Origin of the sequence: Pseudomonas sp. BF-B-15, assembly GCF_019946675.1 — a bacterium.
Taxonomy (GTDB): Bacteria; Pseudomonadota; Gammaproteobacteria; order Pseudomonadales; family Pseudomonadaceae; genus Aquipseudomonas; species Aquipseudomonas migulae.
In genome coordinates this window covers 20,817-38,715 of sequence record NZ_JAGYFZ010000027.1, presented here as the reverse complement: position 1 = coordinate 38,715, position 17,899 = coordinate 20,817, and the positions used below count along the sequence as shown (strand labels likewise).

Genomic DNA, 17,899 nt, shown 5'->3' with positions numbered 1-17,899 from the left:
ATTCTACGTCGCGGAAGATGACAGGTCGAACCTTCTGACTCCACATACCTGTAGGAGCGAGGCTTGCCCGCGAAGGCGTCCGTGAGATCGCCAAAAGCTTCGCGGGCAAGCCTCGCTCCTACAGGGGGCAGTGTTCGTTGGGTCAGATACGCACGTTGCCCCTTGGCCCGGCGATGGCCCAGATGATCAGGCCCAGGACCGGCAGCAGCAGGATCAGCAGGACCCAGATGATTTTCATCCCGGTGTCGGCGCCACTTTTCAGCACGTTGATGATTGCCCAGATGTCCAGGACAAGGATGATAAGGCCCACCAGGCCGTTGAACGTGGAACCCATGGTGTCGCTCCCTAAGCGTTGTGTGCCCTCTCAGGATAGTCGGCCCCAGGGGTTTCGTTTCATGCCATCAAACGTGGATGGCGACTTTCAGGGCTTCCAGGGAAGGCGCGGCAGCAATGCCGACCTCGGCGCACAGCTCGAGCACACGCGGTACATCGTTGCCGTACACCAGCACCACTTGCAGCTCGTCGTCGAGCAACTGGCTGAAATTCATCAGCGTATAACCGCCGTTTTCCTTGTTCATGCTGCCCATTTGCACCTGGATGCGATTGAGCGCGGTCAGCGCTTCGGTCTTGGCCAGTTGCTTGGGTTTGATGTTGAAATCCACGCCCGGGCCAAACGAAGCGACGATCTGCGCGAACAGGTCCATATAGGTGTCAGCCTGGAACAGCACGGTTTCCGGCAGGCTGCCGACGACGACCCACTCGCCCAACGGAATCGGGAAGGTGTCGTCGTAGTTAATGTCCGGATTGGCTGTCAGAAAAGCCTCTGGATCGGCGTAGGCCTGGGCCGCTTCGTCGGCGACTTTGAGGATTTCGTCTTCGCTCATGCACCCGGAGCTGATTTTGCTGATGAGTTCGACGAGTGCGGCTTTCATGGGGGCGGAATCCTGTAGCGAGGGAATTTTGAAGGCGCGAAGGATAGCGCATTACGTCCCGCAGTTCCTGTGCGCGAGCGTGACCGGGAATGTTGACCCATATCAAGATCCGGCGCACGGGGCCGCGGCACAATGCTGGCACCTTGCCAATACTGTTTCCGCTATCAGAGAAGACCTCCATGGGTGCCTGGCTTAGCAACATCTCGCTGAAATATAAATTTTGGGCGGTCAACGCTGTCGCCTTCGTCACGACCCTGTTGTTGGTGCTGTATGCCGTACAGCTCGAACAACAGGCCCGCAGTCACGCATCCAAAGTGTCCGCCCAGGCACAGGCACGCCTGCTCGGCGCCTGGCCGGCCGGGCAAGCGCTGCCCAAGGCCGACAACCTGCTGACGTTCAGTCGCGGGCACGCGCCGTTGCTCAACGATCAACCCGTGCTGGAACTGACGGACAGCAACGGCTGGGTCGAGATCAACTCGATGCCGCTGTTCGGCGAAAACCCGTTGATGGGCGCCGAAGTGTTCGCGCGTGCCGACGGCCAACACATCGCCGTGATTGCCTATGGCCCGAGCCTGAGCCAGGTGTTCGAAGAACGTTTCGCCAACTACGCCGTGGCGGTGTTCATCCTGATGCTGGCGATGCTCGGTGCGTCGCAATTGTTGATCCGCTTTCTGCTCAGCCAGCTCAATACGTTGAAAGACGTCATGCTCCACGTCGAAAAAACCGGCGACCTCTCGGCCCGTGTGCCGCTGGCCTGCACGGACGAAGTCGGGCAGATGGCCGGTGCGTTCAACGCGATGCAGGCCGGTTACCAACGGGTGGTCAACACCGTCGCCAGCACCGCACGACAACTGGATGACGGTGCCGCTCGGCTGGCATCGAGCATGAACGAAGTGCGCCACGGCATGCTCGGTCAGCAAAGCGAGACCGATCAGGCCGCTACGGCGATCAACGAAATGACCGCCACCGTCTACCACATCGCCCAGCACGCCGGTGCCACCCGCGACCTTTCGAAAACCGCCGACACCCTGGCTGGCAGCGGCCAGGAAGTGGTCAGCCGCGTGCAGAAGTCGATTGCCGGGTTGTCCACTGGCGTCCAGCAGACGGCCGAGATGATTCAGCGTCTGGCCGAAGACAGCCAGAAGATCAACGGCGTGGTCAATGTGATCCACAGCATCGCCGAGCAAACCAATCTGCTGGCGCTGAATGCGGCGATTGAAGCAGCCCGGGCCGGGGAAATGGGTCGTGGTTTTGCCGTGGTCGCCGATGAAGTGCGCAACCTGGCCAAAAGCGTGCAGACCTCGACCGACGAGATCACCCTCATGGTTTCGGCGTTGCAGGCCGGAACGCGGGACGCGGTGGATTTCATGCAGGAAAGCTCGTTCAAGGCTGACGATTGCGTGCAACAGGCGCAAGAGGCTGGCGCCGCACTGGCCGAAATAACCAGCGCAGTGGCGCAGATGCGCGAAAGCAATACCCAGATCGCCGTGGCGGCGGAACAGCAGAGCCAAGTGGCGGAAGAGATGAATCGGGCGGTGGTGAGTATTCGCGATGTGACCGAGAACACCGTGAAGCAGACCGTGGACTCGGCGACGACCAGTAATGAGTTGGCGGCGCTGGCCGGGGAACTGAGTAAGGCTATAGGTCAGTTGAAACTTTAAGGGCCTCTTCGCGGGCAAGCCTCGCTCCTACAAGTCGTGCGCAGCCTTTGTAGGAGCGAGGCTTGCCCGCGAAGACGTCTGTGTGAGCAACATCAATTCCGAACATGAACACCTATCACTCCGATAGCCATCCTTGATTCGCCGCCCGCCCATGCCGCGCCTATTCTTCAATCATGTGTTCAACATGGATCGAGGATCAGCATCATGGGCAAACGTCACCCCAACCTTCCCGCCTGGCAATGGCGCGCTTACCCGGACAATCACCAGCACCCGGCCAATCTGGTGTTGCACCTGATTGCCGTACCGCTGTTCATCGTGGCGTTTCTGCTGCTGGTTTGCGGGGTGTTCAGCCTGAGCTTTGCGAATTTCGCGATTGGCGTCATCGGCCTGCTCGCGGCATTGGGCCTGCAGCGCCACGGTCACAGCCTGGAGGCGCAAGCCTCCGAGCCGTTCAGTGATCGCAAAGACGCGGTGTCACGCCTGCTGGTCGAGCAGTTCCTGACCTTTCCACGGTTTTTCCTCAGCGGCGGCTGGTGGCGCGCCTGGCGTGAGCGCCACCGTCGTCACTGATCAGGCGAAAACCGTCACCGTCTGCCGGCTCATGGCAATCAACTGATCTTCTGCGTTCCACAGCTGCGCCGCCGCGTGACCGTAGCCGTCAGCGGCATGTTCGATTTCAACGAGGTATTTGCACCAGTCCAGCGTGCTCAATTCCAGCACCGGCTGGACGAATTCGATTGTCCAGGTCAGCGTGCTGCCCATCGCCGGTTTCGTCAGGTGCGGCATCAAGGATGGGGGCCAGGCGTCCACCAGCGCCAGAATATGCGCCTCACTGACCGCCTCTTCCTTCACATCCCCGCGCAAGCGCACCCAACCGCCCATCTCGCGGGATTTATTGCCGGTGAACGGCAGGCCGCCAACACTCCAGCGCATCGCCAGATGGCGCATGAATTCCGGCAGTACGCCTTTGATAAATGGCAGCTCCTGGCAATCGTCCCAGTGCTTCATTTCGGGAGCCGGCGTGGCTGTTACCGCCACTTCGGACGGTCGCGAAGCGCCGAAGCTGCCCTGGATGAGTGTCACCACCTGGCCCTTCTGCATCGCCCGACCCAGTACTTGGCTGACCGCCTTGCCTTCGCGCAGAACGTCGACCTCAAAACTGACCGGCACTTCAGGCTCGACCGGCCCGACAAAGGTGATCGCCAGCGAACGTACAGGACGATCCGCCGGCACCTTCGCGCGCATGGCTTCGTATTGCAAGGCGGCCACCAGGCCACCAAAACTGGCGCGACCCTGCGCCCATTCGGCCGGAATAGACAGCTCCAGCGGCTGGCTGCGGACGGCGTCGAGCAGATCGGAAAAGCGCATGGAAACCTCAAGGGCAGAAAAGGAATAAAGAGATCTTAACCAGCCAGCTAAAACGGCACAGCGCTTATTCCGGCCAAAAGTACGGACAGATGGGCCGCGCATGGCTCGGCTCCACACCGAACCCATGTGGGAGCGAGCCTGCTCGCGATAGCGGTACAACATCCGACATTGATGCTGCTGATTTACCGCGATCGCGAGCAGGCTCGCTCCCACAAGGTTCTGTGTTGTCCAGCCAATTAGTGATCAAGTCATCCATGGTGGTTTCAGGATTTGAAACAGGTGGCACTTAGTTTGTCGAGCACACGGTCCGCGCGTCCCTCGGCCTGGGCCATGGTGGTTTTCCAGACCGCCACGCAAGGCTGCAAATCGGCTTCCTGTTCGGCCCGGGCCAGCCATTGCCAGCAATCGTGCCAATCGCCCAACGCGGCCTGGGCCGACTTCAATCTGGGCAGCGCCGGTTTCGGCAAGCGATCCAGCTCGGGATACGCCTCGATGCCATAACGCACGCGCTTGATCAGCAAGCGCAGGCGATGGCGATCATGGGCGGGATCGTGCAGTGCCTGGTCGAGTTTCTTCCATTGTTTGGCCAGGCGTTTCTCGATCCGTTGACGCAAGCCCTTGAGCAAACCCTGACGCTGCGAGGCGCGTATAAAGCGCGGAAAGGCGTCAAGGATCATCAGCAACTGCAACAGCTCAGGACTCGCCGCAACCGCCGGGTAAGCCTCGGCCATCTGCGCCATGCGCCGTTGCGCCGCCTCGGGTTGATCGTGCTCGAGCAAATACGCCGCCAGCACTTCGCGATCGCGCAACGGCGTGGTCAATTGCCCCACGGCCGATGCTGCCGCTTCCAGTTGCTCGACACCGGGCAAGCCACGCAATGGTCGCAGCAGGCTGCGCAAACGGCGAACCGTGGTGCGCAGATCGTGCAACGCTTCTGGATCGGTGCGGGCATTCAACCGGGCCTGACAGGCCAGCAAACGGACTTCCAGGCCCAGAACTTGAGCCACCAACCGATTAATCATGTGATTGACTCCAATTGTAGGAGCCGGCTTGCTGGCGATGGCAGCCGTGATGACGCCTTCACCAGCAAGCCGGCTCCTACAGATTAGCGCCTTGTTTAACGGCCAGCGCGTGACTCACGAATATAAAAGCGCGCCTTCTCGGCTTTCCTGGCGCAGCCTTCGAACGCTTCGAATTGCTGCTGGGTCTTGGCGCCGGTCAGCAACGACAGGGCCTTGGAGTAGCTGACGGTGCCGGCAAAACCTTCGGCCTTGGCCAGGTCCAGCTCACGCCACGCTGCATCGAGCCCGTTACCGCAGCTGTCACGGTAAGCGGTTTTGCCGGCACAACCGGCGAGTGCCAGCGCAATCAAGGGCACACAGATCCAGGCTTTCATCACTCACACCTCAACAATAGGAAAACAGTCGTGCACGTAAGACGGTCCGGCGCGTGAAAAGTGCCTTGCTCCCGCCGCCGAAACTATAGCGCTCGGGAGAATAACCATCTGCCGCCATGGAGTGTCGAAAAAACGACGCCTTCACCCTGCCAAGCGACCTTGACGATTGAAGCGCGCCCCTCGATGGGTGCATTGTTGAACCTTGTCAGACGAGGGCGATTCATGAAAAAGCGCGTCGCACTGGTGCTGGGCTCAGGTGGGGCCCGAGGATATGCCCATATCGGGGTCATTGAAGAGATCGAACGGCGTGGCTACGACATCTCCTGCATTGCCGGCTGTTCGATGGGTGCGGTGGTCGGCGGGATTTATGCCGCCGGCAAACTGGACGAATACCGTAACTGGATCGAAAGCCTGGATTACCTCGACGTGTTGCGCCTGGTGGACGTCAGTTTTCGGCTGGGGGCGATTCGCGGCGAGAAGGTCTTCGGGCAGATCCGCAAGATCGTCGGCGAAATCAATATCGAAGACTTGCGCATCCCCTACACGGCGGTGGCCACCGACCTGACCAACCAGCAGGAAATCTGGTTTCAGGAAGGTTGTCTGCACCAGGCGATGCGCGCCTCGGCGGCCATCCCGAGCCTGTTCACCCCGGTGATGCAAGGCAATCGCATGCTGGTGGACGGCGGCATCCTCAACCCTTTGCCGATCGTGCCCGTGGTGTCGAGCCATTGCGACCTGATCATCGCGGTCAACCTCAACTCCACCAACCAGCGTCACTATCAATTGCCGGTGATCCAGCGCCCTGCCGCGTTCAGGACCCGGTTCGACAGCCTGATCAACTCGCTGGGTTCGAAAATGCCGTTCCGCCGCAAACAGGCAGAACAATTGCTGTTGCTGGAAAAGGAAGCGTTGATGGCCGAGGCGGCCGAGATCAATCCCTGGGTCGAGTCCGCCGAACCCGAAGCCCAGCAACCGGCAGCCGCCCCTGAACGCGACGGTGCGCCGAAGTCGGCCACCGGTTCATTCATCATCGACAACGTGGGACCGGCGTCCTTGCTGGATTTGATCAACCAGAGTTTCGAGGTGATGCAGACGTCGTTGGCGCAGTACAAGATCGCCGGCTATCCGCCGGATATTCTGATCAACGTGCCGAAGCGGGTGTGCCGGTTCTTCGAGTTTTACAAGGCCCCGGAGTTGATCGCGCTGGGGCGCGAGATTGCGCGGGACACCTTGGATCGGTATGAGAATGAGCGGGATTCCTGAGGGTCTCGGGTGAATGTGAGGGCCTCATCGCCGGCAAGCCAGCTCCTACAAAGGTTGAGGTGATCACAAGATTTGCAAACGACTCTGGTCCCTGTAGGAGCCGGCTTGCCGGCGATGGGACCGGATCATCCAACACAAAAAACTAAACCCCACCCTCACTCAACAACCGATACCCAACCCCCGCCTCGGTCACGATAAACCGTGGCTGCGTCGGATCATCCGCCAGCTTCTGCCGCAAATGCCCCACCACAATCCGCAGATAGTGACTGTCTTCGGTATGGGTCGGCCCCCAGATATCCTTGAGCAATTGCTGCTGGGTGATGACCCTTCCCGGATGCCGCGCCAGTTGCGCCAGCACTGCGTATTCCTTGCGGGTCAACGCCACTTCGACGCCTTCGAGCAGCACCCGGCGATACGCCAGATCCACCGTCAATGGGCCGAACGTCAACGCCGCTTGTTGCGCCTCGCCCACCGGCGCCTGACGCAACAGGGCACGCACCCGCGCCAGAAATTCCTGGATACCGAACGGCTTGGTCACGTAGTCATTGGCCCCGCCATCCAGCGCTTCGACCTTCTGACCTTCACCGGCGCGCACCGACAGCACCAGCACTGGCACCGTCGACCACTCACGGAACTCGCGCAGCACTTGCTGGCCGTCCATGTCCGGCAGGCCGAGGTCGAGCACCAGCAAATCGGGTTTGTTCAATGCGGCTTGCGCCAGGCCTTCGGTGCCGGTGCCGGCCTCCAGCACTTTGTAGCCTTGGGAGGCGAGGCTGATGCGCAGGAACTTGCGGATCTGCGGTTCGTCGTCGATGACCAAAATGGTCGCGGTCTGGCTCATGGTTTCCGGTCGCGGCATGGAGATGTCCAAAGGGTATCAGGCTTCACTTTCAGTGCTCACTGTCCGCTCTCGATTTCAAAGGTAGGTTGTTCCTGCAAGGGCAAGTGAAGGGTGATGCAGGTGCCGCGCCCGTCGATGCCGTCATCGACGCTGATGCGCCCGCCGTGTGCGCCGACCATGCCCTGACAGATCGCCAGCCCCAGCCCGGTCCCCTGCCCGCCACGATCACCGCGTGCGGCGGTGTAGAACATGTCGAAAATCTTCGCCCGCTCCTCCTCCGGAATGCCCGGGCCTTCATCTCTGACCGAAAAGAACAGCTCGTTTTCATCCACGCCAGCGCGCAATTGCAAACGCCCATGCACCGGTGAAAACCGTGCGGCGTTTTCCAGCACGTTGACCAGCGCCTGCTCGATCAGCGCGGCGTGAACGAACAGCAGCGGCAGTTGCGCGGGCACATCGGTGCTGACCTGCAACGGTGCCAGCACCGCACGCAGGCGATTGAGCGAACTGCCAACGATGTCGGCCGGTGACACCCAGTCCCGCGCGAGCTTCAGCGCACCGTGACCGAGGCGGGTCATGTCCAGCAGGTTTTGAATGTAGCGATCGAGGCGCTCGGCTTCATCGCGCGTGCCTTCGAGCAGTTCGCGACGATCCTCCAGCGGGATGGCTTCGCCGAGCGCCAACAGGCTGTCGATGCTGCCGCGCATGGAGGTCAGCGGCGTGCGCAGATCGTGAGACACCGAGGCCAGCAAGGCACTGCGCAGTTGCTCGGTTTCGCCGTGCAGCCGCGCCGCTTCCAGGTCTTCGGCCAGTTGTGCGCGTGCCAGCGCCTGGGCCAGCGGCTGACTGAGCGCGGTCAACAAACGTCGACGCTGACCGCTCAAGGTCTGCCCTTCTTTGGCACAGACGCCGAGCAACGCCAGCGGCCCGTCTTCCACCGAAAGCGGCCACCACCACCAACGCCCGAACGGCAACGTGCCGGTGCCCGCGCCCGCCGGTTGATCGTGTTGCCAGGCCCAATCGGCGGCGGCGCGTTCGGCTTCGGTGAATTCCAGGGGGCCACCGGTTTCGACTTTCCAGCCCGCCTGACCGTCGCGATTAAGCAGGCACAGCTGCACGTCTTTCCAGCCGTTGAGATGCTGCGCGGCGGCGCTGACCACGGCCTGGCGGTCGGTGGCGGCGGTGAGTTTGCGCGACAGGTCGAGCAGTTCGGTGGTCTCTTCCTGCGTATCGCGCAACGCCTGCAATTGCCGGCGCTGGCGCGCGGCGAGGTTGCCGGTGAGCGCAGCCATCAGCAGGAAAAACAGCAGCGTCAGTACGTCTTCTTCGCGCTGGATGCTGAAGGAAAAATTCGGCGGAATGAACAGAAAATCGTAGGTCAGAAACGACAGCGCCGCACAGGCCAGCGCCGGGCCGAGGCTGCTGCGCACCGCCACCAGCAACACGGCGGCGAGGAACACCAGCGAGATGTTCGGCAGCGGCAAGACACTCGCCACGGCCCAGGCCAGTGCGCTGGCGAGCACGGTTGCGACCAGCGCCAGCGCATAGTCGAACCACACCAGTGACTGCGCCGAACGCTGGCGCGGCTGATGCTGTTCGTGATCGCTGTCGAGGACGTTGATTTCCAGTCCACGTGCATCGCGCAGCAAGCGTGAGGCCAGACCACCGCCGAACAGGCGCCGACGCAAACGCTGCCGGGACTGACCGACCAACACCAGGCTGGCACGGCGTTCGGCGGCGTGCTGGATCAGGGTTTTCGCAACTTCGCCGGCACGCAACAACACCACTTCGCCACCGAGACGTTCGGCCAGTTGCTGGGCACTTTGCAGACGCAGGCGCGATTGCTCGTCGCGCACGCTGCCGTTGTCCACGTGCACCAGGCTCCACGGCAAATGCCGGCGCTGGGCGACACGACTGGCGTGACGCACCAGGCGTTCGGCCTGAGCATCGCCATCGACACCGACCAGCAGCCGACCGCGTACAGCAGGTGCCGCCTGGCCGAGCTGGCGATACCCTTGCGCCAGATCGTTATCGACCTGAGCCGCTGCCGTCTGCATCGCCAATTCGCGCAGGGCGGTGAGGTTGGTCTGGGTGAAAAACGCATCGATGGCCGCCCGCGCCTGCTCCGGCACGTAGACCTTGCCGTCGCGCAGTCGTTCGAGCAGCTCGCGTGGCGGCAAGTCGATCAGCAGCAGTTCATAGGCTTCTTGCAGCACCCAGTCCGGCAAGGTTTCGCGGACCTGCACACCGGTGATGCCGCGCACCTGGTCGTTGAGGCTTTCCAGGTGCTGGACGTTGACCGTGGTGAAGACGTCGATGCCGGCGGCGAGCAATTCCTGAATGTCTTGCCAGCGCTTGGCGTGACGACTGCCGGGCGCGTTGCTGTGGGCCAGTTCGTCGACCAGCACCAGTTTCGGTTTGGCCGCGAGCAGGCCGTCGAGGTCCATTTCTTCGAGCATCACGCCACGGTATTCCGAGCGCACCAGCGGTTGCTGCGGCAAGCCGCCGAGCAGCGCTTCGGTTTCGGCACGGCCGTGGGTTTCGACCACGCCGGCGATGACTTTTACGCCCTGGCGCAGTTGGGTGTGGGCCGCTTGCAGCATGGCGTAGGTCTTGCCGACACCGGGCGCGGCACCGAGGAAAACCTTGAGCCGGCCACGGCCATCGCGGGGCAGGTCTGCTAACAGCGCGTCGGCGCGGCCGGAGTCGCTCATGCTTGAAGTTCTCTTTTTTCAGGTGTTGATGTGGTGATTGTTCTATCGCCATCGCTAGCAGGCTAGCTCCCACAGGGGGTATGCATTCCATGTGGGAGCTAGCCTGCTAGCGATTGGCAGCGCCACCGATTTACAACTTTTCCAGCGCCATATTCAGCGCCAACACATTCACCACCGGCGGGCCTACCAACGGCTGTTCGATGTGCGCGGCCAGCAGATTCTGAAGCGTAGACACCGGCAGATTCCGCGTCGCCGCAACACGCGCCAGTTGATAGGCAATCGCCGCTGGTGGCAAGTGCGGATCAAGCCCGCTGCCAGAAGTGGTCAACAGCGCCAACGGCACCGGCCCCTGGCCTGGCACCAGCAGTTTATTGGCATCGTCGATCACCCGAGTGGCCAGCGCGGGATTGCTTGGCGACAGGTTGCTGGCGCTGCTCGATACCGTGGCGAAAGCACCGGCCGACGGGCGCGGATGGAACCACGCGTCACCGGTGAAATCCTGGGCAATCAGCGAAGAGCCGCGGACTTTGCCGTCGGCGTCACGCACGAGGCTGCCATTGGCCTGATCCGGGAACGCGACCTGCGCGACGCCAGTGACCACCAACGGGTAAGCGACGCCGGTGATCAGGGTCATCAGGACCAGCAGGCTCAGGGCCGGACGTATCATTGTGGACATTTCAAAATCCTCGAATTCGGTGAACAGATTCGGTGTTCATATAGATGAACCGTGGTGCATTCTTCGCGAGCAAGCTTCGCTCCTACAGGGCGGTGTCACACCTGTAGGAGCCGGCTTGCCGGCGATCGAGCGCGAAGCGCTCGCCAAGGGTCAAACCAAATGCAACGCCGTCAACAGCATGTCGATCGCCTTGATGCCCACGAACGGCACCAGAATTCCGCCCAGTCCGTAGATCAACAGGTTGCGGCGCAGCAACGCCGCCGCACTCGCCGCCTGTACACGCACGCCACGCAAGGCCAGTGGAATCAGCACCACAATGATCAAGGCGTTGAACACGATTGCCGACAGAATCGCGCTCTGCGGACTGCTCAGTTGCATGACGTTGAGCACACCCAGTTGCGGGTAGATCGAGGCAAACAGCGCCGGCAGAATCGCGAAGTATTTGGCGACGTCGTTGGCAATGGAAAAAGTCGTCAGCGCACCGCGAGTCACCAGCAATTCCTTGCCGATCTGCACCACGTCCAGCAGCTTGGTCGGGTCGCTGTCGAGGTCGACCATGTTGGCCGCTTCGCGCGCCGCTTGCGTACCGTCGTTCATCGCCATGCCGACGTCGGCCTGGGCCAGGGCCGGGGCGTCGTTGGCGCCGTCGCCGCACATGGCGACCAGACGACCGTCGTTCTGCTCATGACGAATGCGCGCCAGTTTTTTCTCCGGCGTAGCTTCAGCCAGCACGTCGTCCACACCGGCTTCGGCCGCAATCGCCGCGGCGGTCAGCGGGTTGTCGCCGGTCACCATGACGGTGCGAATTCCCAGTTTGCGCAGCTCGGCGAAACGCTCACGGATGCCTGGCTTGACCACGTCCTTGAGGTGGATCGCGCCGAGCAATTTACCGTCGGCGCACACCAGCAACGGCGTGCCGCCGCTCTGGGCGATCTTGTCGATTTCCCGGGACAGTGCCGGGGCGAGATCGGCGCGTTTCAGTCCGACGAACGCCAGCAACGAATCCACCGCGCCCTTGCGATACACACGGCCCTGATAGTCGACACCGGACAAGCGAGTCTCGGCGCTGAACGGCACCGCCGTCAGCACTTCGGTGGCAGGCTCGGGTTGTGGATGAATGCCGCGCAGGTACTCGACGATGGACTTGCCTTCCGCGGTGTCATCGGCCAGCGAAGCGAACAGCGCACCCTCGGCCAACTCTTTGGCGCTCACACCCGGTGCGGCATACACCGCGGTGCAACGACGGTTACCGAAGGTGATGGTGCCGGTCTTGTCCAGCAGCAAAACGTGCACGTCCCCCGCCGCCTCCACGGCGCGCCCGGATTTGGCGATCACGTTCAGGCGTACCAGACGGTCCATGCCGGCGATACCGATGGCCGAGAGCAAACCGCCGATGGTGGTTGGAATCAGCGTGACCAATAACGCCACCAGAAACACCAGCGGCAGGCTGCCGTTGGCGAAGTGGGCGAACGGTTGCAGGGTCACGACCACCAGCAGGAAGATCAGCGTCAGGCCGATCAGCAGGATGTCGAGCGCCACTTCGTTCGGGGTTTTCTGGCGTTTGGCGCCTTCGACCAAAGCGATCATGCGGTCCAGTGTCGACTCGCCAGGGTTGGCGGTGATGCGCACCAGCAGCCAGTCGGAGACCAGTCGGGTGTTGCCGGTGACGGCCGAACGGTCGCCGCCGGATTCACGGATCACCGGCGCGGATTCACCGGTAATCGCCGCTTCGTTGACCGCCGCGATGCCTTCGATGACCTCGCCGTCACCGGGGATCATTTCCCCGGCTTCGACGCGCACCACATCGCCCTTGCGCAGGCTGGTGGCCGGCACCACTTGAAAGGCGCCGCTGCCGGTTTTGCGGCGTGCGCTCAAGCCTTCGCTGCCAGCCTTGAGGCTGTCGGCGCGAGCCTTGCCGCGACCTTCGGCCAAGGCTTCGGCGAAGTTGGCGAACAGCACGGTGAACCACAGCCACAAGGCGATTTGCGCAGCGACGAAGGTCGGCACGGCGCTGTCGGGAATGAAGCACAGCACGGTGGTCAGGACGGCGGTCAGTTCGACCACCAGCATCACCGGCGCACGCTGCAATTGCCGTGGGTCGAGCTTGACGAAGGCTTGCACCAGCGCCGGACGCCACAGGGCCGAGATCGCGGTTTTCGGTTGTTCCGGCGCCTTGACGGTGGCGGCTTTACTTACGGGCATATTCATCATTGACTCCTTAGAAGCCCATGCTCAGATGTTCAGCGATTGGGCCCAGCGCCAGGGTCGGCAGGAAGGTCAAACCACCCACCAGCAATATGGTCACGGTCAGCAACGTCACGAACAGCGGGCCGTGGGTCGGGAAACTGTTCTGGCCGATCGGTGCGGTTTTCTTCATCGCCAGGCTGCCGGCCAGGGCCAGTACCGGGAGGATGTAACCGAAGCGACCGATCAACATGCCCAGGCCGAGCATCAGGTTATGGAACGCGGTGTTTGCACCGAAGCCGCCGAACGCCGAACCGTTGTTGGCACTCGCCGAGGTGTAGGCGTACAGCAACTGACTGAAACCGTGGGCACCGGGGTTGCTCACCGAGGCGCCCGGGCCCGGCAGGCTCGCGGCAATCGCGCCGAGCACCAGCACGCCGACCGGCATCACCAGCAAAGTCACCACCAGCAGTTGCACTTCCTTGGCCTGCAGTTTCTTGCCGAGGTATTCCGGGGTGCGGCCGATCATCAGGCCGGCGAGGAACACCGCGATCAGCACGTTGAGCAACATGCCGTAGAGCCCGGCACCGACGCCGCCGAAGATCACTTCGCCGACCATCATGTTGACCATCGCGACCATGCCGCTCAGCGGGTTGAGGCTGTCGTGCATGCCGTTGACCGAGCCGTTGGACGCGGCGGTCGTGGTCACCGACCACAGCACTGTGGCGGTGGTGCCGAAGCGCGCTTCCTTGCCTTCCAGCGGCGCGGTCTGTTCGACGGCGACGTTGTTCAGGGTCGGGTTCGGTTGGTATTCAGCCCACAGCGAGGTCGCGCCGCCAATCAGGAACAGCGCCAGCATGCAGGCGATGATCGCGCGGCTCTGACGCAGGTCTTTGACGTAATGACCGAAGGTGAATACCAGGGCGACCGGGATCAGAATGATCGAGGCCACCTCGAACAGGTTGCTCCACGCCGTCGGGTTCTCGAACGGGTGCGCCGAGTTGACGCCGAAGAAGCCGCCACCGTTGGTGCCCAGTTGCTTGATCGCAATCTGGCTGGCGGCCGGGCCGAGCGGGATCACCTGATCGACGCCTTGCATCGTCACCGCATTCACGTACTGCGCGAAAGTTTGCGGCACACCCTGCCAGACCAGGTACAGCGCCAGCAGCAGGCACAGCGGCAGCAAGCCGTAGAGGGTGGCGCGGGTCATGTCGACCCAGAAATTGCCCAGGGTTTTGGTCGATTTGCGACCGATGCCGCGACACAACGCAACCAGCACAGCGAGGCCGGTGGCGGCGCTGACGAAGTTCTGCACGGTGAGGCCGACCATCTGGCTCAGGTAGCTCAACGAGGCTTCGCCGCTGTAGCCCTGCCAGTTGGTATTGGTCATGAAACTGACGGCGGTGTTGAACGCCAGCGTCCACTCCTGACCCGGCAGGTTTTGCGGGTTGAGCGGCAAGTGGTCCTGGAACAACAGGATCGCGAACAACAGCAAAAAGCCCGCAAGGTTGAAGGCGAGCAAGGCCAGGGTGTATTTCTGCCAGCTCTGTTCGGCTTGCGGATCAACGCCGGCCACCCGATAACAGCCACGCTCCACAGGTCCCAGGATCGGTGTCAGCCAGGTGCGCTGGCCTTCCATGACCTTGTAGTAGAACCGCCCGAGAAACGGTGCCGGGATCAGCACCACGGCGAAGAAGGCCAGGATCAGCCAATAGTCATAACTGTGCATAGCCGCTCCTAGTTCCGGTCCGCGCGCAACAGCGCAACCAACAGATAAATGAACAGCCCCACTGCCAACAGCAGTGACACCCCGTCCAGAACGCTCATGGAAGTTCTCCGTGTTACGGCGTATTGCCGCGTGTGGAGTCATTGTCGGAAGGAAGGCTGTAAAGGAGCGAGATCGAGGGGGTTGGCTGGGCATAAAGAAAGTGTAAAGAGTGGGTTTATGCCTTTGTTACAGCGGTGTTTGGGCGGGCCCCTTCGCGGGCAAGCCTCGCTCCTACAGTTTTGAATGCGCCGATCCCCTGTAGGAGCGAGGCTTGCCCGCGAAGACGGCATAACAGACACCAACGCCCCCAACTGATGCATAAAACCCATCCATCCAGCGCCGAACATCCCCGATACGACACCTTTTTGCGCTTTACGACGGCCATCACCACACTGGCACGCCCACTGCACACGCCCTCCCCGAGCTGTCCAAACCGTTCAGGGAGCAAACGCATGAACACACAACTCAAACCCACGCTGGGCACGCTGCACCTGTGGGGCATCGCGGTCGGGCTGGTGATTTCCGGTGAGTATTTCGGCTGGAGTTACGGCTGGGGCGTGGCGGGCACACTTGGTTTTCTGGTGACGTCCTTCATGGTCGCCACGATGTACACCTGCTTCATCTTCAGCTTCACCGAGCTGACCACGGCGATCCCCCACGCCGGCGGTCCCTTTGCCTACAGCCGCCGCGCCTTTGGCGAGAAAGGCGGATTGATCGCCGGGCTGGCGACGCTGATCGAATTCGTCTTCGCCCCACCGGCCATCGCACTGGCGATCGGCGCCTACCTCAACGTGCAATTCCCCGCCCTCGACCCGAAACACGCAGCGGTCGGCGCCTACATCGTGTTCATGGGCCTGAACATCCTCGGGGTGAAACTGGCGGCCACCTTCGAGCTGGTGGTCTGCGTACTCGCGGTGGCTGAATTGCTGGTGTTCATGGGCGTGGTTGCGCCGGCGTTCAGCTTCAGTAACTTCGCGCTGAACGGCTGGGCCGGCTCCGATGTGTTCGGCGCACCGGCGATTGCCGGGATGTTCGCGGCGATTCCGTTTGCCATCTGGTTTTTCCTCGCCATCGAAGGCGCCGCCATGGCTGCCGAAGAAGCCAAGGACCCGAAACGCACGATTCCCAAGGCGTACATCAGCGGCATTTTGACCTTGGTGTTGTTGGCCATGGGCGTGATGTTCTTTGCCGGCGGCGTCGGCGACTGGCGCACTTTGTCGAACATCAACGACCCGCTGCCGCAAGCGATGAAAACCGTGGTCGGTGAAAGCTCCGGCTGGTTGCACATGCTGGTGTGGATCGGCCTGTTCGGTCTGGTGGCGAGTTTCCACGGGATCATCCTCGGTTACTCGCGGCAGTTCTTCGCCCTTGCGCGAGCCGGTTACCTGCCGGCGTCGCTGGCCAAACTCTCGCGTTTCCAGACGCCGCACCGGGCAATCATCGCCGGTGGTGTCATCGGGATCGCGGCGATCTACAGCGACGGCTTGATCAACCTCGGCGGCATGACGCTGACCGCCGCGATGATCACCATGGCAGTGTTCGGCGCGATCGTGATGTACATCATGAGCATGCTGAGCCTGTTCAAGCTGCGTAAAACCGAGCCGAACCTGGAGCGCACTTTCCGCGCGCCGTGCTACCCGTTGGTGCCGGCCATTGCACTGGTGCTGGCGGTGGTGTGCCTGGTGGCGATGGCGTGGTTCAACGCGCTGATCGGCGCGATTTTCCTCGGCTTCATGGCCGTGGGTTTCGTGTACTTCATGCTGACCGCGCAATTGCGCGCCGATGCACCGGCGGACGCGATGTTGACCGGGCTCTGAATCGCAGCAGGTGTTGCGGGTCGATCAGGCATAGAATGGAACCACTGCGAAATTGAATCGCTCAAAGTGGTATGCACGATCGATTGGCGAAACCCGCCAATCGGCCTGCCTTCAAGGAGAGCCCTATGCCCTGGTATGCCTGGTTGATTCTGATCGTTGCAATCGGCTCGATCGTGGGTGGTTTGATGTTGTTGCGCGACACCGCCCATAAGGTCGAACTGACCGATGAGCAACGCAAACGCGTCGCTGAACGCAACGCGCAAGCGGATGCCAAGGATGCGCAGGACCGCTGAAAAAACCTGATCCCTGTAGGAGCGAGCCTGCTCGCGATGCACCTGAGAACAACGCGTTTATTCAGAATAAACGCGTTATCGTTAACGTCCATCGCGAGCAGGCTCGCTCCTACAGGTGACGGCTATTTTTCCCAATCGGCCTTGGCGATGTGCAAGCCATGCAGCCCTTTGTACGCCGCACGCTCCGGCTGGCTCCAGCCTTCGAGCAGTGAATCCTCCAGTTTGTAGATCTCCACCCCAAGCGGGCGACACACGCTCAGCGGGTCCTGCGCGTCCGGCCCCCACATGGCCAGCGACAGATCGCCCCCCGGGCAGGTCGACAGCGCACACAACAGATCAATCTCGGCAAAGAATTCCAGGTAGTCGCCCTTCTGCGCCGGACAGGCTTTCATGAAGTACATGTCGTCGTGATTGAGGCCGGTGCACTGGAAAATGTTCAGCACGTCATGCACGTCGAACTCGGTCAGGCCATGGGGCAACACTGCGCGGGTCAGGTTGGAGTGGCAGTGATGGTGGAAGTCTTCGCCGGTGAGCATTTTGTTCACATAGGGATCGCAGCGGGTGCCGAGCAAGTCGTGCAGGCGCCCACCATGTTCGTCAATGCCGTAGTCGGCCAGGCTGTCATCGGTGATGGTCACCAGCGGCCGCAAGAATGGCAGGTTCGACCAGAGCCGGTCGTGAGTGCTGACATGCGCCCCCTGCAACTGCCGCGTGCGCGAAGCCCACAAGCGTTCACGCGGATCGTTGGCATTCCAGACGTTGAAATCCCCGACTTGCGGGCCGACCGGCGTGGTCACGCGAAACACGTGCCCGGCCGGGACATGCCAAGCGCGGCCGGTGCGGATCGGCACTTCGAACTGCTCGATCAGCGTGCGCCCCTCCTTCGTATCCCGGATCTTTTCATAGAAGGCTTTGTCCACCTGCAAGGCCGAACCTTTGCTGACTTGGTAGGCCGCTGGATAGTCTTTGTACATGGCACGAATCCT

Annotated in this window: 17 protein-coding genes; 5 read left to right on the top strand and 12 right to left on the bottom strand. The window is 61.8% G+C overall.

The genetic code is table 11. The features are described from left to right. Positions 1-142 precede the first annotated feature (142 nt). Both KGA97_RS11425 and KGA97_RS11420 read right to left on the bottom strand, forming a co-directional pair. Positions 143-334, bottom strand: coding sequence for a PLDc N-terminal domain-containing protein (locus KGA97_RS11425; protein WP_008042187.1), 192 nt, complete (start codon positions 332-334; stop codon positions 143-145). Positions 335-401: 67 nt separating this feature from the next. Continuing rightward, a complete protein-coding gene (locus KGA97_RS11420; RefSeq protein ID WP_008042186.1) occupies positions 402-932 on the bottom strand; it encodes a hypothetical protein in 531 nt (176 codons plus the stop codon). Positions 933-1,111: 179 nt separating this feature from the next. Between KGA97_RS11420 and KGA97_RS11415 the strand changes: the two genes are divergently transcribed. Together KGA97_RS11415 and KGA97_RS11410 are read left to right on the top strand one after the other, a co-directional pair. Then, positions 1,112-2,593: a methyl-accepting chemotaxis protein gene (locus KGA97_RS11415; protein WP_008027306.1), complete on the top strand. Its 1,482-nt coding sequence runs from the start codon at positions 1,112-1,114 to the stop codon at positions 2,591-2,593. A 204-nt stretch (positions 2,594-2,797) separates the two neighbouring features. Then, a complete protein-coding gene (locus KGA97_RS11410) occupies positions 2,798-3,163 on the top strand; it encodes an Mpo1-like protein (RefSeq protein WP_008027303.1) in 366 nt (121 codons plus the stop codon). Here the strand turns inward: KGA97_RS11410 and KGA97_RS11405 are convergent, their stop codons facing one another. The 3 genes from KGA97_RS11405 to KGA97_RS11395 all read right to left on the bottom strand — a co-directional run bounded on the left by KGA97_RS11405 (position 3,164) and on the right by KGA97_RS11395 (position 5,357). Continuing rightward, complete coding sequence (locus KGA97_RS11405) at positions 3,164-3,961, bottom strand: acyl-CoA thioesterase (RefSeq protein WP_192226186.1); 798 nt, start codon at positions 3,959-3,961, stop codon at positions 3,164-3,166. A 263-nt stretch (positions 3,962-4,224) separates the two neighbouring features. Beyond that, positions 4,225-4,983 carry a CHAD domain-containing protein gene (locus KGA97_RS11400; RefSeq protein WP_008042184.1) on the bottom strand — a complete coding sequence of 253 codons (759 nt, stop codon included), beginning with the start codon at positions 4,981-4,983 and terminating at the stop codon, positions 4,225-4,227. A gap of 95 nt (positions 4,984-5,078) precedes the next feature. After that, positions 5,079-5,357: a hypothetical protein gene (locus tag KGA97_RS11395; protein ID WP_008027298.1), complete on the bottom strand. Its 279-nt coding sequence runs from the start codon at positions 5,355-5,357 to the stop codon at positions 5,079-5,081. 222 nt (positions 5,358-5,579) lie between these two features. On the opposite strand from KGA97_RS11395, the gene KGA97_RS11390 reads away from it, so the two are divergent. Continuing rightward, positions 5,580-6,620 (top strand): patatin-like phospholipase family protein, encoded by a 1,041-nt coding sequence (locus KGA97_RS11390; RefSeq protein WP_008042183.1) that lies wholly within the window; start codon positions 5,580-5,582, stop codon positions 6,618-6,620. A 142-nt stretch (positions 6,621-6,762) separates the two neighbouring features. Here the strand turns inward: KGA97_RS11390 and KGA97_RS11385 are convergent, their stop codons facing one another. From KGA97_RS11385 to kdpF, 6 genes are all read right to left on the bottom strand, one after another. Next, positions 6,763-7,461 carry a response regulator gene (locus KGA97_RS11385; RefSeq protein WP_192226570.1) on the bottom strand — a complete coding sequence of 233 codons (699 nt, stop codon included), beginning with the start codon at positions 7,459-7,461 and terminating at the stop codon, positions 6,763-6,765. A gap of 56 nt (positions 7,462-7,517) precedes the next feature. Continuing rightward, positions 7,518-10,175, bottom strand: coding sequence for a sensor histidine kinase (locus tag KGA97_RS11380; protein WP_223480795.1), 2,658 nt, complete (start codon positions 10,173-10,175; stop codon positions 7,518-7,520). 130 nt (positions 10,176-10,305) lie between these two features. After that, positions 10,306-10,851 carry a potassium-transporting ATPase subunit KdpC gene (gene kdpC / locus KGA97_RS11375; RefSeq protein WP_008027289.1) on the bottom strand — a complete coding sequence of 182 codons (546 nt, stop codon included), beginning with the start codon at positions 10,849-10,851 and terminating at the stop codon, positions 10,306-10,308. Between the two features lie 150 nt (positions 10,852-11,001). After that, positions 11,002-13,059 (bottom strand): potassium-transporting ATPase subunit KdpB, encoded by a 2,058-nt coding sequence (gene kdpB / locus KGA97_RS11370; protein WP_223480794.1) that lies wholly within the window; start codon positions 13,057-13,059, stop codon positions 11,002-11,004. 10 nt (positions 13,060-13,069) lie between these two features. Continuing rightward, positions 13,070-14,764: a potassium-transporting ATPase subunit KdpA gene (gene kdpA, locus KGA97_RS11365; protein WP_223480793.1), complete on the bottom strand. Its 1,695-nt coding sequence runs from the start codon at positions 14,762-14,764 to the stop codon at positions 13,070-13,072. Positions 14,765-14,772: 8 nt separating this feature from the next. Next, positions 14,773-14,862, bottom strand: coding sequence for a K(+)-transporting ATPase subunit F (kdpF, locus tag KGA97_RS11360; RefSeq protein ID WP_007899818.1), 90 nt, complete (start codon positions 14,860-14,862; stop codon positions 14,773-14,775). Between the two features lie 393 nt (positions 14,863-15,255). On the opposite strand from kdpF, the gene eat reads away from it, so the two are divergent. Next, a complete protein-coding gene (eat, locus tag KGA97_RS11355; RefSeq protein WP_192226174.1) occupies positions 15,256-16,620 on the top strand; it encodes an ethanolamine permease in 1,365 nt (454 codons plus the stop codon). A 125-nt stretch (positions 16,621-16,745) separates the two neighbouring features. After that, entirely contained in the window at positions 16,746-16,913 is a 168-nt protein-coding gene (locus KGA97_RS11350) for a DUF2897 family protein (protein WP_008031772.1), read from the top strand. Positions 16,914-17,035: 122 nt separating this feature from the next. On the opposite strand, the gene KGA97_RS11345 is transcribed toward KGA97_RS11350, so the two are convergent. Then, positions 17,036-17,887, bottom strand: a complete 852-nt coding sequence (locus KGA97_RS11345) for an urea carboxylase-associated family protein (protein WP_008031773.1) — start codon at positions 17,885-17,887, stop codon at positions 17,036-17,038. Positions 17,888-17,899: the final 12 nt, after the last annotated feature.